15 protein-coding genes are annotated in these 15,576 nt (G+C 66.7%); 13 read left to right on the top strand and 2 right to left on the bottom strand.

Annotated features, from left to right (window positions below; genetic code table 11):
- Positions 1-155: 155 nt before the first annotated feature.
- From DVK03_RS16825 to DVK03_RS16785, 9 genes are all read left to right on the top strand, one after another.
- Complete coding sequence (locus DVK03_RS16825) at positions 156-731, top strand: acyltransferase (protein ID WP_006601032.1); 576 nt, start codon at positions 156-158, stop codon at positions 729-731.
- Positions 728-1,831, top strand: coding sequence for a DegT/DnrJ/EryC1/StrS aminotransferase family protein (locus tag DVK03_RS16820; protein WP_115803821.1), 1,104 nt, complete (start codon positions 728-730; stop codon positions 1,829-1,831). Before DVK03_RS16825 ends, DVK03_RS16820 begins: the two co-directional genes overlap by 4 nt.
- On the top strand, positions 1,828-2,913 hold the full coding sequence (locus tag DVK03_RS16815; RefSeq protein WP_115803820.1) for a Gfo/Idh/MocA family protein: 1,086 nt from the start codon (positions 1,828-1,830) through the stop codon (positions 2,911-2,913). Before DVK03_RS16820 ends, DVK03_RS16815 begins: the two co-directional genes overlap by 4 nt.
- Positions 2,910-4,337, top strand: a complete 1,428-nt coding sequence (locus DVK03_RS16810; protein ID WP_115803819.1) for a nucleotide sugar dehydrogenase — start codon at positions 2,910-2,912, stop codon at positions 4,335-4,337. Before DVK03_RS16815 ends, DVK03_RS16810 begins: the two co-directional genes overlap by 4 nt.
- Positions 4,334-5,419, top strand: a complete 1,086-nt coding sequence (gene wecB, locus DVK03_RS16805; RefSeq protein ID WP_006601028.1) for a non-hydrolyzing UDP-N-acetylglucosamine 2-epimerase — start codon at positions 4,334-4,336, stop codon at positions 5,417-5,419. Before DVK03_RS16810 ends, wecB begins: the two co-directional genes overlap by 4 nt.
- Positions 5,412-6,461 (top strand): polysaccharide deacetylase family protein, encoded by a 1,050-nt coding sequence (locus DVK03_RS16800; protein ID WP_115803818.1) that lies wholly within the window; start codon positions 5,412-5,414, stop codon positions 6,459-6,461. Before wecB ends, DVK03_RS16800 begins: the two co-directional genes overlap by 8 nt.
- A 96-nt stretch (positions 6,462-6,557) precedes the next feature.
- Positions 6,558-7,874, top strand: a complete 1,317-nt coding sequence (locus tag DVK03_RS16795) for an antibiotic ABC transporter permease (protein ID WP_115803817.1) — start codon at positions 6,558-6,560, stop codon at positions 7,872-7,874.
- Positions 7,875-8,144: 270 nt separating this feature from the next.
- Positions 8,145-9,233, top strand: coding sequence for a GNAT family N-acetyltransferase (locus DVK03_RS16790; RefSeq protein WP_115803816.1), 1,089 nt, complete (start codon positions 8,145-8,147; stop codon positions 9,231-9,233).
- Positions 9,234-9,321: 88 nt separating this feature from the next.
- Positions 9,322-10,359, top strand: coding sequence for a GNAT family N-acetyltransferase (locus DVK03_RS16785; protein WP_115803815.1), 1,038 nt, complete (start codon positions 9,322-9,324; stop codon positions 10,357-10,359).
- A gap of 54 nt (positions 10,360-10,413) precedes the next feature.
- Here the strand turns inward: DVK03_RS16785 and DVK03_RS16780 are convergent, their stop codons facing one another.
- Positions 10,414-10,710, bottom strand: a complete 297-nt coding sequence (locus tag DVK03_RS16780) for a winged helix-turn-helix domain-containing protein (RefSeq protein WP_004043146.1) — start codon at positions 10,708-10,710, stop codon at positions 10,414-10,416.
- Between the two features lie 424 nt (positions 10,711-11,134).
- Between DVK03_RS16780 and surE the strand changes: the two genes are divergently transcribed.
- Complete coding sequence (gene surE, locus DVK03_RS16775; RefSeq protein WP_049916577.1) at positions 11,135-12,010, top strand: 5'/3'-nucleotidase SurE; 876 nt, start codon at positions 11,135-11,137, stop codon at positions 12,008-12,010.
- 27 nt (positions 12,011-12,037) lie between these two features.
- On the opposite strand, the gene DVK03_RS16770 is transcribed toward surE, so the two are convergent.
- Positions 12,038-12,442, bottom strand: coding sequence for a CBS domain-containing protein (locus DVK03_RS16770; protein ID WP_004043148.1), 405 nt, complete (start codon positions 12,440-12,442; stop codon positions 12,038-12,040).
- Between the two features lie 141 nt (positions 12,443-12,583).
- Here DVK03_RS16770 and msrA point away from each other — a divergent pair, with 141 nt between their 5' ends.
- From msrA to DVK03_RS16755, 3 genes are all read left to right on the top strand, one after another.
- Positions 12,584-13,117, top strand: coding sequence for a peptide-methionine (S)-S-oxide reductase MsrA (msrA, locus tag DVK03_RS16765; RefSeq protein WP_004064715.1), 534 nt, complete (start codon positions 12,584-12,586; stop codon positions 13,115-13,117).
- 721 nt (positions 13,118-13,838) lie between these two features.
- Positions 13,839-14,663 (top strand): ParA family protein, encoded by an 825-nt coding sequence (locus DVK03_RS16760; protein ID WP_115803814.1) that lies wholly within the window; start codon positions 13,839-13,841, stop codon positions 14,661-14,663.
- Positions 14,656-15,234, top strand: a complete 579-nt coding sequence (locus DVK03_RS16755; RefSeq protein WP_115803813.1) for a hypothetical protein — start codon at positions 14,656-14,658, stop codon at positions 15,232-15,234. The genes DVK03_RS16760 and DVK03_RS16755 overlap by 8 nt, the downstream gene beginning before the upstream one ends.
- Positions 15,235-15,576 lie beyond the last annotated feature (342 nt).

Raw genomic sequence — 15,576 nt, 5'->3', positions numbered from 1 at the left:
CTCCATAACAAAGCCCTCACCGAGACTGAATTTCGCTAAGGCAGGCAGACTCCCCGCCGACATGATATGAGATTCCAGATTTTCCAGTCAATTCGGCCGACCGCCGAGTCGACACAGACAGTCGATGGAGCGCGACCGACGCGAGGTGGACGACGATGAGCGCCGAGGTGGGCGTCGAATCCCACGTCGACGACGGCGTCACCATCGGCTACGGCGACGGCGACGACCCGGTCATCGGTGACCGGGCGCGAATCCGCGCCGGCACCATCGTCTACGACGACGTGACCATCGGCGACGACTTCGTCACCGGCCACAACGTCCTCGTCCGCGAGCACACGACCATCGGCGACGAGGTGCTCCTCGGGACCGAGACGGTCGTCGACGGCACCACGACCATCGGGTCGCGCGTGAGCATCCAGACGAACGTCTACATCCCCACCAACACCCGCATCGGCGACGACGTGTTCGTCGGTCCGGGCGTGGTGATGACGAACGACCCCTATCCGGTCCGCACCGACGCGGAGCTGGTCGGCCCGAGAATCGAGAACCACGCCTCAATCGGCGCGAACGCGACGCTCCTCCCCGGCGTGACAGTCGGGGAGGGCGCGTTCGTCGCCGCCGGCGCGCTCGTCGTGAACGACGTGCCGCCGCGCACCCTCGCCGTGGGCGTCCCCGCCGTCCACCGCGACCTGCCGGAACAACTGCGGGGAGAAAACAGGATACGACGATGAGTGCAGACCACATCTCAATCGCCGCGCCCCAGCTCGGCGCGGCGGAACGGGACCGAATCGCGGCCGTCCTCGAAAGCGGCATGATAGCCGACGGCCCCGAGGTCCGGGGCTTCGAACGGGAGTTCGCCGACTACTGCGAAGCCGACCACGGCGTCGCCACCTCCAACGGGACGACGGCGCTCCACGCCGCGCTCCACGCGCTCGGCGTCGGCCCCGGCGACCGCGTCCTGACGACGCCCTTCACGTTCATCGCCACGGCCAACGCCGTCGCCTTCGCGGGCGCTGAAGTGGGCTTCGTCGACATCGACCCGCGAACGTACAACATCGACCCCGACGCGCTCGAAGCGCGGCTCCGGGCCGGCGAGCGGGTGGACGCGGTCATCGCAGTCCACCTCTACGGCCTCCCGGCGGACATGACGCGGCTCGCGGAGCTCGCAGCGGAGTACGACTTCCTGCTCGTCGAGGACGCCGCGCAGGCTCACGGCGCGGCAGTCGAGGGACGGCGCGTCGGCTCCTTCGGCGACGCCGCGTGCTTCTCGTTCTACCCGACGAAGAACATGACCACGAGCGAGGGCGGCATGATTACGACAAACCGCGCCGACGTCGCCGAGCGCGCCGCCCGGTTCGTGGACCACGGCCGCGTCTCCGGCTACGAACACGCCGAGGTCGGCCACAACTTCCGCATGACGAGCATCGCCGCGGCCATCGGCCGGGTCCAACTCGAACGTCTCCCCGAGTTCACTCGCGCGAGACAGGCCAACGCCGCCGCGCTCACGGAGTACCTCGAAGACTCGCCGGTCACGACGCCTCACACGCCGCCGGACCGGACCCACGTCTTCCACCAGTACACCGTCGCCTGCGACGGTATCGAGCGCGACGCCCTCAAGTCGTACCTCGACGCGAAGGGCATCGCCACGGGCGTCTACTACCCGAAGCCCGTCCACAAGCAGCCCGCCTACGAACACCTCGCGGTGTCGGCTCCGGTCGCGGAAGAAGCCGCGACACGGGTGCTCTCGTTGCCGGTCCACCCCGGACTCAGCGAGGCCGACGTGGAGCGCGTCGGGACTGCGGTCGCCAACTACGCGGAGGTGGCGAGGTGAGCCGAAAATCCGCCGGACTCCGCGCCGACGGCGGCCAAGAGCGGCCAGTTCGAGCGGGCGTCGTCGGCGTCGGGTCGATGGGAACCAACCACGCGCGGGTCTACGCGGAGCTTCGCGGCGTCGAACTGGTCGGCGTCGCCGACGCGGACGCGGACCGCGCCGCCGAGGTCGCCGCCGACTTCGGCACCGACGCGTACGGCATCGACGGCCTGCTCGACCGCGTGGACGTGGTAACGGTCGCAGTGCCGACGCCCTATCACGCGTCGGTCGCCCGGCAGTGCATCGACGCCGGCGTCCACGCGCTCGTCGAGAAACCCTTCGTCGACGACCTCGGCGTCGGCGCGGAGTTGGCCGCGCTCGCGGAGGACCGCGGCGTCGTGCTCCAGGTCGGCCACATCGAGCGGTTCAATCCGGCCGTCCGCGCCCTCCCCGACCTCCTCGACGGCGTCGAACCCATCGCCATCACCGCGAACCGGCTCGGCCCGCCGCTGAACCGCGAGATGGGCGACGGCGTCGTCATGGACCTCATGATTCACGACATCGACGTGGTGCTCTCGCTGGTCGATGCCGAGGTCGACCGCGTCGCCGCGACCGCCACGCCCGACGAGCAGTACGCGACGGCGCAGGTGACGTTCGACAACGGCGTCATCGCCTCGCTCACGGCGAGTCGGCTCACCCAGCAGAAGACGCGGACCCTCGACATCACCGCGCGCGACCGGCTCATCCGGGTGGACTACCTGAACCAGTCGGTCCAGATTTTCCGCCAGTCGCGCCCGGACTACCTCCGGGACAACGGGGGCGTCCGCTACCGCCACGAAGTGGTGATGGAACAGCCGATGATTTCCACCGGCGAGCCGCTGAAACGCGAGTTACAGGCGTTCGTCGACGCCGCGACCGACGGCGGCCCCGTCCTCGTCTCGCCGGCCGACGGCCTGCGCGCTATCGACCTCGCCCGGCGCATCGAGGCCGACGCCGAATCGACGGTTCGGAGCGTCGAGACCGCGGAGACTGCGGAAAATGCAGAGACCGCGGAAGCCACGGAAAACGCTGAGACTACGGAACCCTCGGAGGGTCGACGATGAGCCGCGAGCACCCCGGACTGTACGGCTCCGACCGCTCGCCCGACGAACAGACGCGGACCCTGCGCGCCGGCGAGGTCCCCGTCGCGGTGTACGGCCTGGGGAAGATGGGCCTCCCGCTGGCGGCCGTCTACGCCCGCGCGACGGGCAACGTCACCGGCGTCGATATCAGCGAGGACGTGGTTCGCGGCGTCAACGACGGCGAGTGCCACGTCGCGAAGGAACCGGGACTGCCCGAGTTAGTCGCCGAGCAGGCCGAACGCGGCGCGCTCCGGGCGACCACCGACGGCGTCGCCGCGGCCGAGGGAGCCGCGATTCACGTCATCATCGTCCCGACCCCCCTGACCGACGACCGCGAACCCGACCTCGCGGCGTTCGAGGCCGTCCTCGACAGCATCTCGCGGGGGCTCGCGCCCGGCGACCTCGTCGTCGTCGAGTGCACCGTGCCGCCGGGAACGAGCAAAGACCTCGTAATGTCGTACCTCGCGGACCGAAGCGCCCTCTCGGCCGGCGAGTTCGGCGTGGCGTTCTGCCCCGAGCGAACCTCGTCGGGCCGGGCGCTCCGCGACATCACCGAGTCGCACCCGAAAATCGTCGGCGGCGTCGACGCCGAGAGCACCCGCGTCGCGGCGCTCGTCTACGGCGAGCTTACCTCGAACGAGGTGATTCCCGTGCGCGACGCGACGACCGCGGAGGCCGTGAAGCTGTTCGAGGGCGTCTACCGCGACGTGAACATCGCGCTCGCCAACGAACTCGCGCGGCTCCGCGACGACCTCGGCATCGACGTGACCGAGGCAATCGACGCGGCCAACACCCAGCCGTACTGCGACATCCACGCGCCCGGGCCGGGCGTCGGCGGCCACTGCATCCCGTGGTACCCGTACTTCATCACGAGCCGCGTCGAGGCCGGGACGCCCCTCCTCCTGACCGCCCGCGAGGTCAACGACAGCATGCCGGCGTTCACCGCCGACAAGCTCCGTGACGAGCTGGCTGCGGCGGGCCGAGAGATACGGGGCGCGACCGTCGCCGTCCTCGGCGTCACCTACCGCCCCGGCGTCGCTGAGACCCGCGCGACCCCCGCCGCGGGCGTCATCGACCGACTGAACGACCTCGGCGCGACCGTCCTCGCGGTCGACCCGATGCTCTCCGACGAGGTCGTCGCGTCCTTCGGCGCGACCCCCGTCTCGCTCTCCGACCTCCCGAGCCGCGCCATCGACGCGGCCGTGGTCGTCACGCCGCACGAGGAGTTCGACGGCATCGACTGGGCCGCCTTCGACGACCTCGTCGTCGTCGACGGCCGCGGCACCCTCGGTGACATCGGCCACCGCGTGTACGAAATCGGCGGCGGACCGCGGGGCGAGTCGTCCGAGACCGAGGCCGGCCCCGAGATTGCGGCCGACTCGTCGCACGGAGGGCCGGGCCGATGAGCCGTCTCAAGGTGCTCTCGGTCGTCGGCGCGCGCCCGCAGTTCATCAAGGCGTTCCCCGTCTCCGACGCGCTCAGACGCGACCACGACGAGGTGCTCGTCCACACCGGCCAGCACTACGACGAGTCGATGTCGGGCGTGTTCTTCGACGAACTCGCCATCCCGGAACCGGACTACAACCTCGGGGTCGGCTCGGGCGGCCACGCCGCCCAGACCGCCGAGATGATGACCCGGCTGGACGCCGTCGTCTCCGACGAAGCCCCAGACGTGGTGCTCGTCTACGGCGACACCAATTCGACGCTCGCGGCGGCGCTCGTGGCCGCGAAGCGCGACCCCGCGCTGGCGCACGTCGAGGCCGGCCTGCGGAGCCACAACTGGGCGATGCCCGAGGAGGTCAACCGCGTGCTCACCGACCACTGCTCGGACCTGCTGTTCGCGCCCTCCGAGTCGGCCGCCGAGACGCTGGCGGCCGAGGGCATCCGAAACGGCGTCTCCGTCACCGGCGACGTGCAGTACGACGCCGTCCTCCGGGTCCGCGAGGCCGCCCGCGAGCGGTCGTCGATACTCGACGACCTCGACCTCCGAGACGGCGAGTACGTCCTCGCGACGGTCCACCGCGCCGCCAACACCGACGACCGCGACCGCCTCGGAGGCATCGTGGAGGGGCTGGCGTCGTCGGAACTCCCGGTCGTCTTCCCGGTCCACCCGCGGACCGAAGGGGCGCTCGAAGCCAGCGGCCTCTGGTCGCGGCTCGCAGACGCCGAGAACGTCGTCCTCGTGGAGCCGGTCGGCTACCTCGATTTCGTCCGCCTGCTCGACGGCGCGGAGCGCGTCGCCACCGACTCCGGCGGCGTCCAGAAAGAGGCGTTCTACCTCGACACCCGGTGTCTCACGCTCCGCGACGAGACCGAGTGGACAGAGACCGTCGACGCCGGCTGGAACGTCCTCGTCGGCGCGGACGCGGCCGCGATTCGGGCGGCGCTGGCCGACGACGACCCACTTCCCGAAAAGCCCTCGCTGTACGGCGACGGGAGCGCCGCCGAGCGAATCGTCGCCGCGCTCTCGGAGTACGGGGATGCGTGAGAAGACGGGAGATGCGGACGCGCGAGATGGCCCCGGCGAGACCGCCTCGGAACCGAGCGGGCCCGGCGAACCCGGCTCCGGTCCCGGCTTCGCGGTCTGTCTGACTCACGACGTGGACCGCCCGTACAAGACGTATCAGGGGCTGTACTACGCGGCGAAGTCGAACCCCGGCTACCACCTCCGGACGCTCCTCCGGCGGGAGAACCCCTACTGGCAGTTCGAGGATATCATGGCGCTCGAACGCGACCTCGGCGTCCGCTCGTCGTTCTACTTCCTCAACGAGCCGAGCCTCCTCGAAACGGGGTCGCTCTCGGACTGGCTCGAACCGAAAAACTGGGTCGAACACCTCGGCCGGTACGATCTCGACTCGGCGTCGATAGCCGACGCCGTCCGCGACCTCGACGGGGGGGGCTGGGAGGTCGGCATCCACGGCTCGTTCCGGTCGTGCGACGACTTCGACCGCCTCCGAACCGAAACGCGCGAACTCGAAGCGATACTCGGCCACGAACTCGTCGGCGGCCGCCAGCACCATCTCAAACTCGGGCCGAACACGTGGCGCTACCACCGCGAACTCGGCTTAAAGTACGACGCCAGCCCCGGGTCGAGTTCGGAACACGGCTTCCAACACGGTTACCGGCCGTTCAGACCCTTCGACGACGACTTCGTCGTCTTCCCGCTGACGCTGATGGAGGTGTCGCTTCCCGACCCCGGGTCGGCGTTCGACGAGGCGTGGGCCGAATGCGAGCGCCTGTTGGACGAGGCCGAGGCGAACGACGCCGTGATGACGGTGCTGTGGCACCCGCGGTACTTCAACGAGGACGAGTTCCCCGGCTACCGCCGGCTCTACCGCCGCATCGTCGAACGGGCGCTCGACCGCGGCGCGTGGGTCGGCCCCGTCGCGGACTACTACCGCGAGTTCCTCGCCGAGCGCGATTCCAGCGACTCCGACGATGCCGGCGACGATTCGGACGGGAGGGCGACCGACAACGCGACCACCGACAACGCGACCGCCGGCGGTTCGAACTACTCTCTCCCCCGGTAGAATCCGGCGTCGTCGGTCGGTATCGGCCCCATAACAAAGCCACGAGCGGGCTTCCTCTCGGACAGCCAACACCCTTCAGAGAGGCTATTCTGCACCATGAAACAACCAACGCAGTATCACCGCGACGGCGACGACGCGGCCGACACGGAGCGACTCCAGCGGTACGTCGAGGTGCTCGACGACGTGCTCGACTACGCCCGCGACCGCGACTACAAGGGCTGGGACTACGGCGACGGCATGAGCAGCAGGCTCCTGCTTTCGGTCCCCATCGACAACCGCTGGTTCAACCTCGCGGTCCAGGAGTTCATCAAGCGCTCGCCCGTCAACGTCCGCCCGCTGTTCCTCGTGGAGCAGCGCCGGAATTTCAAGGGCATCACGCTGTTCGCCATGGCGAACCGGACCCGCGCCCAGTTGGCCGAGCGGTTCGACGGCGACCGCCCGGCGGAGACGTACCGCGACGACGCGGCATCGCTGACGGAGTGGCTCGTCGAGAACCAGGCCAGGGGGTACAGCGGCTTCGCCGGCAGTCACCGCCACGTCATCCAGCACATCTCCGGTCGCAACGGCCCGCGGTCGGGGATTCCGCACTCACCGAACATCGTCTCGACGGCCTACGGCGTCAAGGCGCTCCTCGCGGGCCGGGAGTTCGACCCCGACTACCCGGACATCGCCAAGACCGCCGTGGACGTGCTACTCGACGACCTCAACTACCGGCCGAAAGACGACGGCGCGGTCATGGACTACTACCTCTCGCACCCGAAGGACAGCTACACGCTCAACGCGCTGGCCATCGGGGCGCGGCTGTTCGTCGAGCTGTACGACCACTTCGATGACGAGGAACTGCTCGAACGCGCCGAGAAGGTGTACGACTTCGTCGCGTCGAAGCAGACCGACCGCGGCGGATGGTACTACCGCGAGCCCGCGAGCGCCTCGCACCTCTCGATGGATAACCACCACAACGGCTTCATCGTCGAGTGCTTCCAGCGCTACGAACAGGTCGTCGGCAGCGGTCGGTACGACGAGACGCTCGCTCGCGGCCTCGACTTCTACGCCCGCGAACTGTTCGACGAGGACGGCGCGCCCAACTTCGACGAGGAGCATCCCTACCCGCGGGACATCCACGCGACGGCGCAGGGCATCCTCGTGTTCGCCTACGCCGGCCAGTACGACCGCGCCGAGCGCGCCATCGACTGGGCGCTCGCGAACATGTACGTCCCGTCCGAGGGCCGGTTCTACTTCCGCAAACACCGCTTTTACACCAAGCGCATGACGCTCATGCGGTGGTGTCAGGCGTGGATGGCCTACGCCATCGCCGAGTACGTCGCCACCAGAATCTCCGGGGAACCGACGCACGGCTACGGCATCGACGCCGACGGTATCGAGCGCCTACGGGCGGCGGCAGAGACCCCCTGACGGCGTGTAGGCCGGCGCGAACGCCGGCTAGTCGCTTCATAACAAATCCCCGTCCTCCCGTCACAGTAGTTCGAGAATGTCTTTTCGAATGATACACGCCGACGCGACCCGACCGAATCGCGGGTCGATTTACGGAGCCGCCGAATCGGCCGGTGAATCGGCTTATTTCGGCCGGTTCGGTCGGACCGGACATCTCGAACGCGTCGCCCGGAATCGATGCTGTCGACGACAACGGACGCAGTGCGAAGACCGCCGGTCGGCCCGCAGTCTATGACCATCGAAATCGTCGAGTTCGACGAGCGCGACCGCGACGAGTGGGACACGTACGTCAGTCGGTCGAGTCAGGCGAGCCTCTTTCACCAGTACGAGGCGCTTCGGCTCCAAGCGAACTACTCGAACTCGAAGCTCCACCTGCTCGTCGGCTACAAGACCGAGGAGCCGGTCGGCCTGTTCCCCGTCTTCGAGATTCGAAAGGGGCTGGTCAAGACGGCGTTCTCGCCGCCGCCGCACATCGGCGTCCCCTACCTCGGGCCCGTGATGCTCGACGCCGGCAACATCAAGAGCCGGAAGTTCGAGCGCCGCCGCAACCAGTTCATCGACGGCTGTACCGAGTGGCTGGGCGAACACATCGGCCCGAGCTACACGCACGTCCGCGTCGGTGACTACTACACCGACATGCGGACGTTCCTGTGGGGCGGCTGCGACGTGTCGCCGAAGTACACCTACAACGTCGACCTGACCCGCGGCGAAGAGGACCTCCTCATGTCGTTCAGCCGGAGCGCCCGCCGGAACATCCGCGACGGTCGAAAGCTCGTCTCGGGTATCGAGGAGGGCGACCGCGACGACATCTGTTCGATTCTCACGCTGGTCAAGAACCGCTACGAGGAACAGGATTTGTCGTTCGACGTGCCGCCGCAGTTCGTCATGGACCTGTACGACTCGCTCCCGAAAGGCCAAGTTCGGCCCTACGTCTTCCGGTACGACGGGGCGTTCGTGAGCGGAATCGTCGTCCTCCAGTACGGGGACACGCTCTACCGCTGGCTCGGCGGCGTCCGCCCCCAGTTCGATTTCGGCATCGACGTCAACGACCTGCTGGACTGGCGCATCATGCGCGACGGCATGGACGACGGGATGCGCCGCTACGACCTCGTCGGCGCGAACAACCGCCGACTCAACCGCTACAAGAGCAAGTACAACCCCGAACTCGTCACGTTCTACCAGATAGAACACGGCGCGCTCCCGGTCAGAACCATCGCGCACCTGTACAAGAGCCGCCTCGGCCCCGGCATCGAGATGCTGTCCCGGGGAAACGGGACGAGCCTCCCGTCGCGGCTCGTCTCGGGGTTCCTCCAGCGATGACGACCCGCTCGACGAGCCGACCGACGCACCGACCGACGCGTCAACCCACGCACCGACCGACGACCACCCACCCACACGACCACGACCTATGTCACAACTCCGTATCGAACCCCTGAGCCTCGACGAGTGGGGAGCCGCGCTCCCCGCGTCGGGCACCGAAGTCTTCCACACCCCCGCGGTGCTCGCCGCCATCGACGAGCACTTCGACGGCGAAATGCACCTGTTCGGCGTCTTCAAGGGCCAAGAGCCGGTCGCGCTGTTCCCGACGTTCGTCCGCCGGAACCCCCTCGGACGGGTCGTCGTCTCGCCGCCGCCGTCGATGGCGATTCCGTACATCGGCCCGGTGATGATGCCGAACAGCCCGAAACAGAGCGCCTACGAGTCGGTGAACCGCGAGTTCGCCGACCTCGTGGTCGAGGAGCTCGGCATCCGCTCGAACCGGACGTTCGTCCGCCTGCTCTGTTCGCCGGCGTACCTCGACCCCCGCCCGTTCGAGTGGACCGGCTTCGCGGTCAAGCCCTCCTTCACCTACCGACTCGACCTCGGCGGGCGCTCGCTCGACGAGATACAGGCCCAGTTCAGCAGCAGCCTCCGCCGCGAGATTCGGCAGGCGCGCGAACTCGACATCACCATCGCGGACGAGGGACTCGACGGCGCTCGCGTCGTCTACGACGACGTGGTCTCGCGGTACGACGAGCAGGACGAACCGTTCGGGATGCCGTGGGAGTTCGTCGAGTCGCTGGTCGAGAACCTCGGCGACCGGTGCCGGGTGTACGTCGCCCGCGACCCAGGCGGCGAGTATCTCAGCGGGATGATTGTCCCCTTCTCCGACGAGGTGGGCTACTTCTGGCTCGGCGGTGCGCGGGGAGAGTACGACGGCGTCAGCATCAACAGCCTGCTGCACTGGACCATCATCGAGGACATCGTCGAAGACGAGGCGCTCGCGTCGGTCACGAAGTACGACCTCGTCGGCGCGAACACGGAGCGGCTCTGCAACTACAAATCCAAGTTCGGCGGCGAACTCGTCCCGTACTACGTCGTCGAGTCGACCGGCGTCGGGATGAACCTCGCAAAGCGGACCTACCAGCTCCTGAACAAGGGGTCGGAGCGAATGGCCACGAAGTGAGTCGTCGGGGTCACACGACGCGCCGCAGCGCCCGCGAGACGCGGGCGACCGCGCTCACGCCATCTGCTGTGTTTGGATGACGTGCCAGATGTTCTCAGCGTCGTCGGTGATGCCGTACACCCGCCCTTTTCGGCGCTGTTCCGGGACGAGCAGTTCCACGAGCGAGCGGTCTCTGAGTTCCTGTAACGCCCGCGAGACGTGGGCGACCGCGCTCTCGGAGTCGGTGGCGATTTGCGTCGGCGTCGCCGGCCCCTCCGAGAGTCTATCGAGAACGGAGACGCGGTAGCGAGAACTGATGACGAAGCCCACGTCGTCCCACGGCACGTCGTCGGTTCCACCGACGGAGCTCACGCAACGCCCACCTCGCTTAGGGCGGCGGGGCGGTCGGCGGTCGTGACAGCCAACGGGGACGGGACCGCCGACCGTGACAGAGACGAAACTACCGAAAACAGACGAGTTAACGGAACGTTAACCGCGATGTCGGCGGGTGCCCGGCGTGCCGGCCGCATCGGTTCGGTGCGCATTCGTTCGTTAGTACGAACTTAATTACATAAAGTCATCGTTTGTATTATATTCGGCTATTCCTGAGTGTCTCGAGTTTATGGATGTCACGCTGACAGGAGTTCGGTCGAGTGCCCGTCGACGTGGAGGAGGCTCGGCGGTCGACGGCGACGCGACGATGCAGCGGCACGGCGATGCAGGCGACGCGCGGGAGGACGCGACCTCGGCTCAGAATCCGGAATAGCTACGGCGACCGGTGGAAATGCACGACTCGATGACCGACACCTCGTCTTCGCTTCGAATCCTCCTCACCAACGACGACGGCATCGATGCGCCCGGCATCGCCGCCATGCGCGAGGAACTCACCGCCGTCGGCGACGTGACCGTCGTCGCGCCCGCCGAGAACCAAAGCGGCGTCGGCCGCGCCCGCAACGAACACGCGGTCCGCCGCGACCACCCGTGGGGGTACGCTCTCGAAGGAACCCCCGCGGACTGCGTCGCCTACGCCCTTCGCGGCCTCGACGCCGACTTCGATATCGTCGTCTCCGGTATCAACGACGGCCCGAACGCGGGCAACTACGTCGTCGGCCGGTCGGGAACCGTCGGCGCGGGCGTCGAGGCCGCGTTCCTCGGGACGCCCGCCATCGCCGTCTCCAGCTACCACGCCCGGGACTTCTTCTGTCACCCGCCCGAGGAGTACGACTTCTCCCGCCCCGCGCGAGTCGCCCGCGCCCTGACCGAGCGCGTCTTCGGCACCGACGTGTTCGACGAAGTCGACCTCCTGAACGTCAACGCCCCGGCGGACGTACCGAGCCCCCGAATGCGCGTGACCCGCCCCTTCGCGGACTACGACCAGCAGGTCGACCACGACCCGGACGCCGGCGCGCTTCCGGACGGCGACCGCGAACACGACCTCGACGACGACGAGGTGTACGTCCGGTTACAGGACATTTCGTGGCCGGACTCCGTCGGCTTCGAGAACCCGTTCCCGCTCGACGACGAACACCGCGACCGCTATCCGGTCGGGAGCGACCGCCGCGCGATGGTCGACGGCGAAGTGAGCGTCTCGCCCCTCGCGGTCCACCACGGCCACGCGACGGACCCGCGGCTGGCGAGCATCGTCGAGAGCCTCTCCGAACAGGTGGAGTAGCGCGGAAGTCAGCCGGAAGCGACGACGCTACGACCGCGCCAACTGCCCGGTCTGCGAGAGGTACGCGGCGAGGTCCGACGTGGCAATCATCCCGATGACGCCCTCCTCCTCGTCGACGACGGGCATGTGGTGAAAGCCGTGTTCGGTCATCGACTCCGCGACGGAGAGGATGGAGTCCTGCGCGCCCGCGGTAATCACGTCCGTGGTCATGTACCGCTCGACGGTCGTCTGCGCTTTCGGCTGGCTCTTGGCGACGATGTCGACGAAGTCCGTCGTCGTCAGGATGCCTTCGAGCCGGTTGTCCTCGTCGACGACGATGACCGAACTGATGTTGTTGTCGAGAATCAACTGCGCCGCGTCTTCGACGAGCGTGTCTGGCGTGACCGTGTGGAGGGTCGTGGACATGAGTCTCGCGACGAATACGTCTTCCATGGTAATTGCTGACAGACAGGGCGGATAAATGTTGGCTTCGCGTACAGTTTCGTGGGGAGGTACATCGGGATGACGACCGCGGGCCCCGGCCGCGACTGCCCCCGCCGCGGGGCTTAATTCCCCGGCGACGTAACCGAGGCTATGGGAAGCACACAGACTGCGACGTTCGGCGGCGGCTGTTTCTGGTGCGTCGAAGCCGCGTTCAAGGAACTCGACGGCATCAGCGAGGTCACCTCTGGCTACGCCGGCGGCGAGACGGAGAACCCGAGCTACGAGCAGGTCTGTTCGGGGAGCACCGGCCACGCCGAGGTCGTGCAGGTCGACTACGACCCCGCGGTCGTCGGCTACGACGAACTGCTCGACGTGTTCTTCGCGGTCCACGACCCGACCCAACTCAACCGACAGGGGCCGGACGTGGGGACGCAGTACCGCTCTATCGTCCTGTTCCACGACGACGAACAAAAGCGACAGGCGTCGGCCTACATCGATGCGCTCGACGAGGAGTACGACGACGAGGTGGTCACGGAGTTAGTTCCGCTCGAGACCTTCTACGAGGCGGAGGAACACCACCAGGACTACTTCGAGAAAAACCCCAACGATGCGTACTGCCAGTTCCACGCGAGCCCGAAAGTCGAGAAAGTCCGCGAGAAGTTCGCCGACAAACTCGCCAACTGAGCCGGGTGCGGCGGCCGGTGGACACCACCATGTCCGCAGTATAATCTCGATAGCGCCGCTGAGTAATCGATTTCTGGTGAAGATGGTGACCCGTGCAACGTCGGAGGCGACGTTCGAACAGTCGAAACCGGACGGACTTCGAGCGCGGTGGAAACCGTGAGGAGAGCGCGGACAGTCGGGGCAGTCTGAACAGTCAAAGCGGTCTCGACAGTCAGAGCAGTTCAAACGGCGCGAACAGCGAAGGCAGTCGAAACCGTCCACGCGGTTCGCACCGCTCGCGAAGTCCGCACTTCCCCCGAGTTTTAGAATTCGTATACAGTCTACAAATTGTGGGAATTGTAGAATCTTCAGACAGTTTGTGCCGCGTGAGATTCGTACGCTGTGAGAACAGCAAAGAATGCGAGCGATGTCCGAGAATCGGACACGGTGAGCGAAGTAGAGACTTCTCAGGCCGGGACGGAGGCGAGTCACCGGCCGTCGATGGTCGAACGTTTACAATTTGTAGAAATTGTAAAAATTATAAAGAGTGCAGAATGTAGACGAAGTCCCAACGGTTCAAAAGTCGTGGATAAAATTATGTGGCATGCCGCGGAACGTCCGTTCGAACCTCCAGATGTCCGCACAGTCCGCAGTTCAGACGGAGTTTGCACCGCCCAAACAGCAGACACAGTGTAGACTGTGTACAATTTGTAAACATCGCGTTCCGCGGGAGGGCAGATAGGTGTCGCGAGCCGTGAGCGTCTCCCTCCAGAAGGGCGGGGTCGGAAAGACGACGATAGCCATCAACCTCGCCGACGCACTCGCCGCGCGGGGGAACGACGTGCTGTTGGTGGACCTCGACCAGCAGGGGAACGCGACCGAGGGCGTCGGGCTGAAAGACGACTACGAGTCGTCGGAGCCGAACATCGGCGACGTGCTGACCGACGACGACCCCATCGACGTGCGCGAAGTGATACGCGACCGCGAGGGCTTCGACGTGCTCCCGTCTCACGTCGACCTCGACGACATCGAAGACCGCGTTCGGAACTCGACGTTCGGCATGCTCTGGGTCCGTCGTCGAATCGTCGACCCGCTTCTCGGCGACGACTACGACTACATCGTCATCGACTCGCCGCCGAGTCTCGGCCCGCTGTCCGACGCGGCGCTCATCGGAACCGGGAACGTCGTCGTCCCGCTCCTCATGAGCGAACCGAGCGTGAGCGGCTTCGAACGGATGTTCGAACAACAGATCGGCCCGATTCGCCGCGAGGTCGACCTCGACATCCTCGCTATCGTCCCGAACGACCTCACCGGAAACAACGAGGAAAAACGAATCATCCGCGACCTCGAAGACTCGCCCTTCGAGCAGTTCATCCCGCCGTTCGCCCGCTCGGACCTGTTCGACGACCCCGACTCCAAGGGGCCGGGCATCAGACACCGAATCGCGTTCAGTCGCGCCTGGCGCGACGGGAAGACCCTCCGAGAGTACGACCCGTCGAACGACATGTTAGACCGACTCGACCGGCTCGCGGAAATCGTCGAGCACGGAGGGACCGACGATGCCTAAGGAGAACCGATTCGCCGGCCTCGGCGAGGCGATGGAATCCGAGTCGGAACCGGACGCAGAATCCGACGACGAGCAGACCGCGGACGAGGGCACCACTGACAAATCCGAGAAGTCGGAACCCGAACCAGCGGTCGAATCCGAGTCCGAGGGCGACTCTGCGCCGGACTCGAAAGCCGAATCTGACCCGGAATCAGACGAAGCGAGCGAGAGCGATGACGCGGGCGAAGGCAGCGAAGTCGCTGAGAGGAACGACGGCGACGAAGCCGAAGAGGCAACTGAATCGAACGCCGAGGCAGACGGCGCGGAAAGCGCCGCCGACACGGAGCAGGCGACGGAGACGGCGGGCGGCCCGGCGTTCGAGTTCGAGGCGACGACCGCAAAGAGCATCTACGTCCGAACCGCGACGCTCGACCGACTTGACGACGCCGAGTTCGAAGTCGAGTCGCTCCTCCGCCGAGAACACGACGTGCGCGACCTGACCGGCCGCGAGTTCCACGACGCGCTCGTCCGCGTCGCCGCCGAGTACCCCGAAGAAATCGTCGATGCCGTCCTCAAACGTCGCAACGAGTGACGCGTGGCAAACGAGTCCGGGGAGACCGTACGGTGATGGCGCGGAGCGGGACAAACGAGCGCTGGAAGAGACAGTAAAACCGTTCCGGACATCGGAAAAACAGCGGACAACGTGGTGTTCGAGACCCGTGGTCCGTCGACTGCCGACTGACCAGCGACAATCGACGACGAATCCGAGAGAAGAGATAAGCGACTGGCGAACACCGCCACGTCCGCTGTTGTCACAGCCCCGAGACCGCAGGTCGATTTTACACGGTGAAAACGCGACATCGAACACCAGTATGTCCGCTGTTGTGACGATGACGAGCCGCACAGAGCGTCGCTACCGGGGAGATAGCTCGTC

Source organism: Haloferax sp. Atlit-109R (assembly GCF_003665865.1).
Classification (GTDB): domain Archaea; phylum Halobacteriota; class Halobacteria; order Halobacteriales; family Haloferacaceae; genus Haloferax; species Haloferax volcanii.
The sequence above is the reverse complement of the archived record's forward strand: the minus strand, read 5'-3'. Positions and strand labels throughout refer to the sequence as shown.

Bases quoted from the DNA above. Each gene is read 5' to 3' on its own strand.
- DVK03_RS16825 (WP_006601032.1), top strand. From the start codon at position 156: ATGAGCGCCGAGGTGGGCGTCGAATCCCACGTCGACGACGGCGTCACC.
- DVK03_RS16820 (WP_115803821.1), top strand. From the start codon at position 728: ATGAGTGCAGACCACATCTCAATCGCCGCGCCCCAGCTCGGCGCGGCG.
- DVK03_RS16810 (WP_115803819.1), top strand. From the start codon at position 2,910: ATGAGCCGCGAGCACCCCGGACTGTACGGCTCCGACCGCTCGCCCGAC.
- wecB (WP_006601028.1), top strand. From the start codon at position 4,334: ATGAGCCGTCTCAAGGTGCTCTCGGTCGTCGGCGCGCGCCCGCAGTTC.
- DVK03_RS16800 (WP_115803818.1), top strand. From the start codon at position 5,412: ATGCGTGAGAAGACGGGAGATGCGGACGCGCGAGATGGCCCCGGCGAG.
- DVK03_RS16795 (WP_115803817.1), top strand. From the start codon at position 6,558: ATGAAACAACCAACGCAGTATCACCGCGACGGCGACGACGCGGCCGAC.
- DVK03_RS16790 (WP_115803816.1), top strand. From the start codon at position 8,145: ATGACCATCGAAATCGTCGAGTTCGACGAGCGCGACCGCGACGAGTGG.
- DVK03_RS16785 (WP_115803815.1), top strand. From the start codon at position 9,322: ATGTCACAACTCCGTATCGAACCCCTGAGCCTCGACGAGTGGGGAGCC.
- surE (WP_049916577.1), top strand. From the start codon at position 11,135: ATGACCGACACCTCGTCTTCGCTTCGAATCCTCCTCACCAACGACGAC.
- DVK03_RS16770 (WP_004043148.1), bottom strand. From the start codon at position 12,442: ATGGAAGACGTATTCGTCGCGAGACTCATGTCCACGACCCTCCACACG.
- msrA (WP_004064715.1), top strand. From the start codon at position 12,584: ATGGGAAGCACACAGACTGCGACGTTCGGCGGCGGCTGTTTCTGGTGC.
- DVK03_RS16755 (WP_115803813.1), top strand. From the start codon at position 14,656: ATGCCTAAGGAGAACCGATTCGCCGGCCTCGGCGAGGCGATGGAATCC.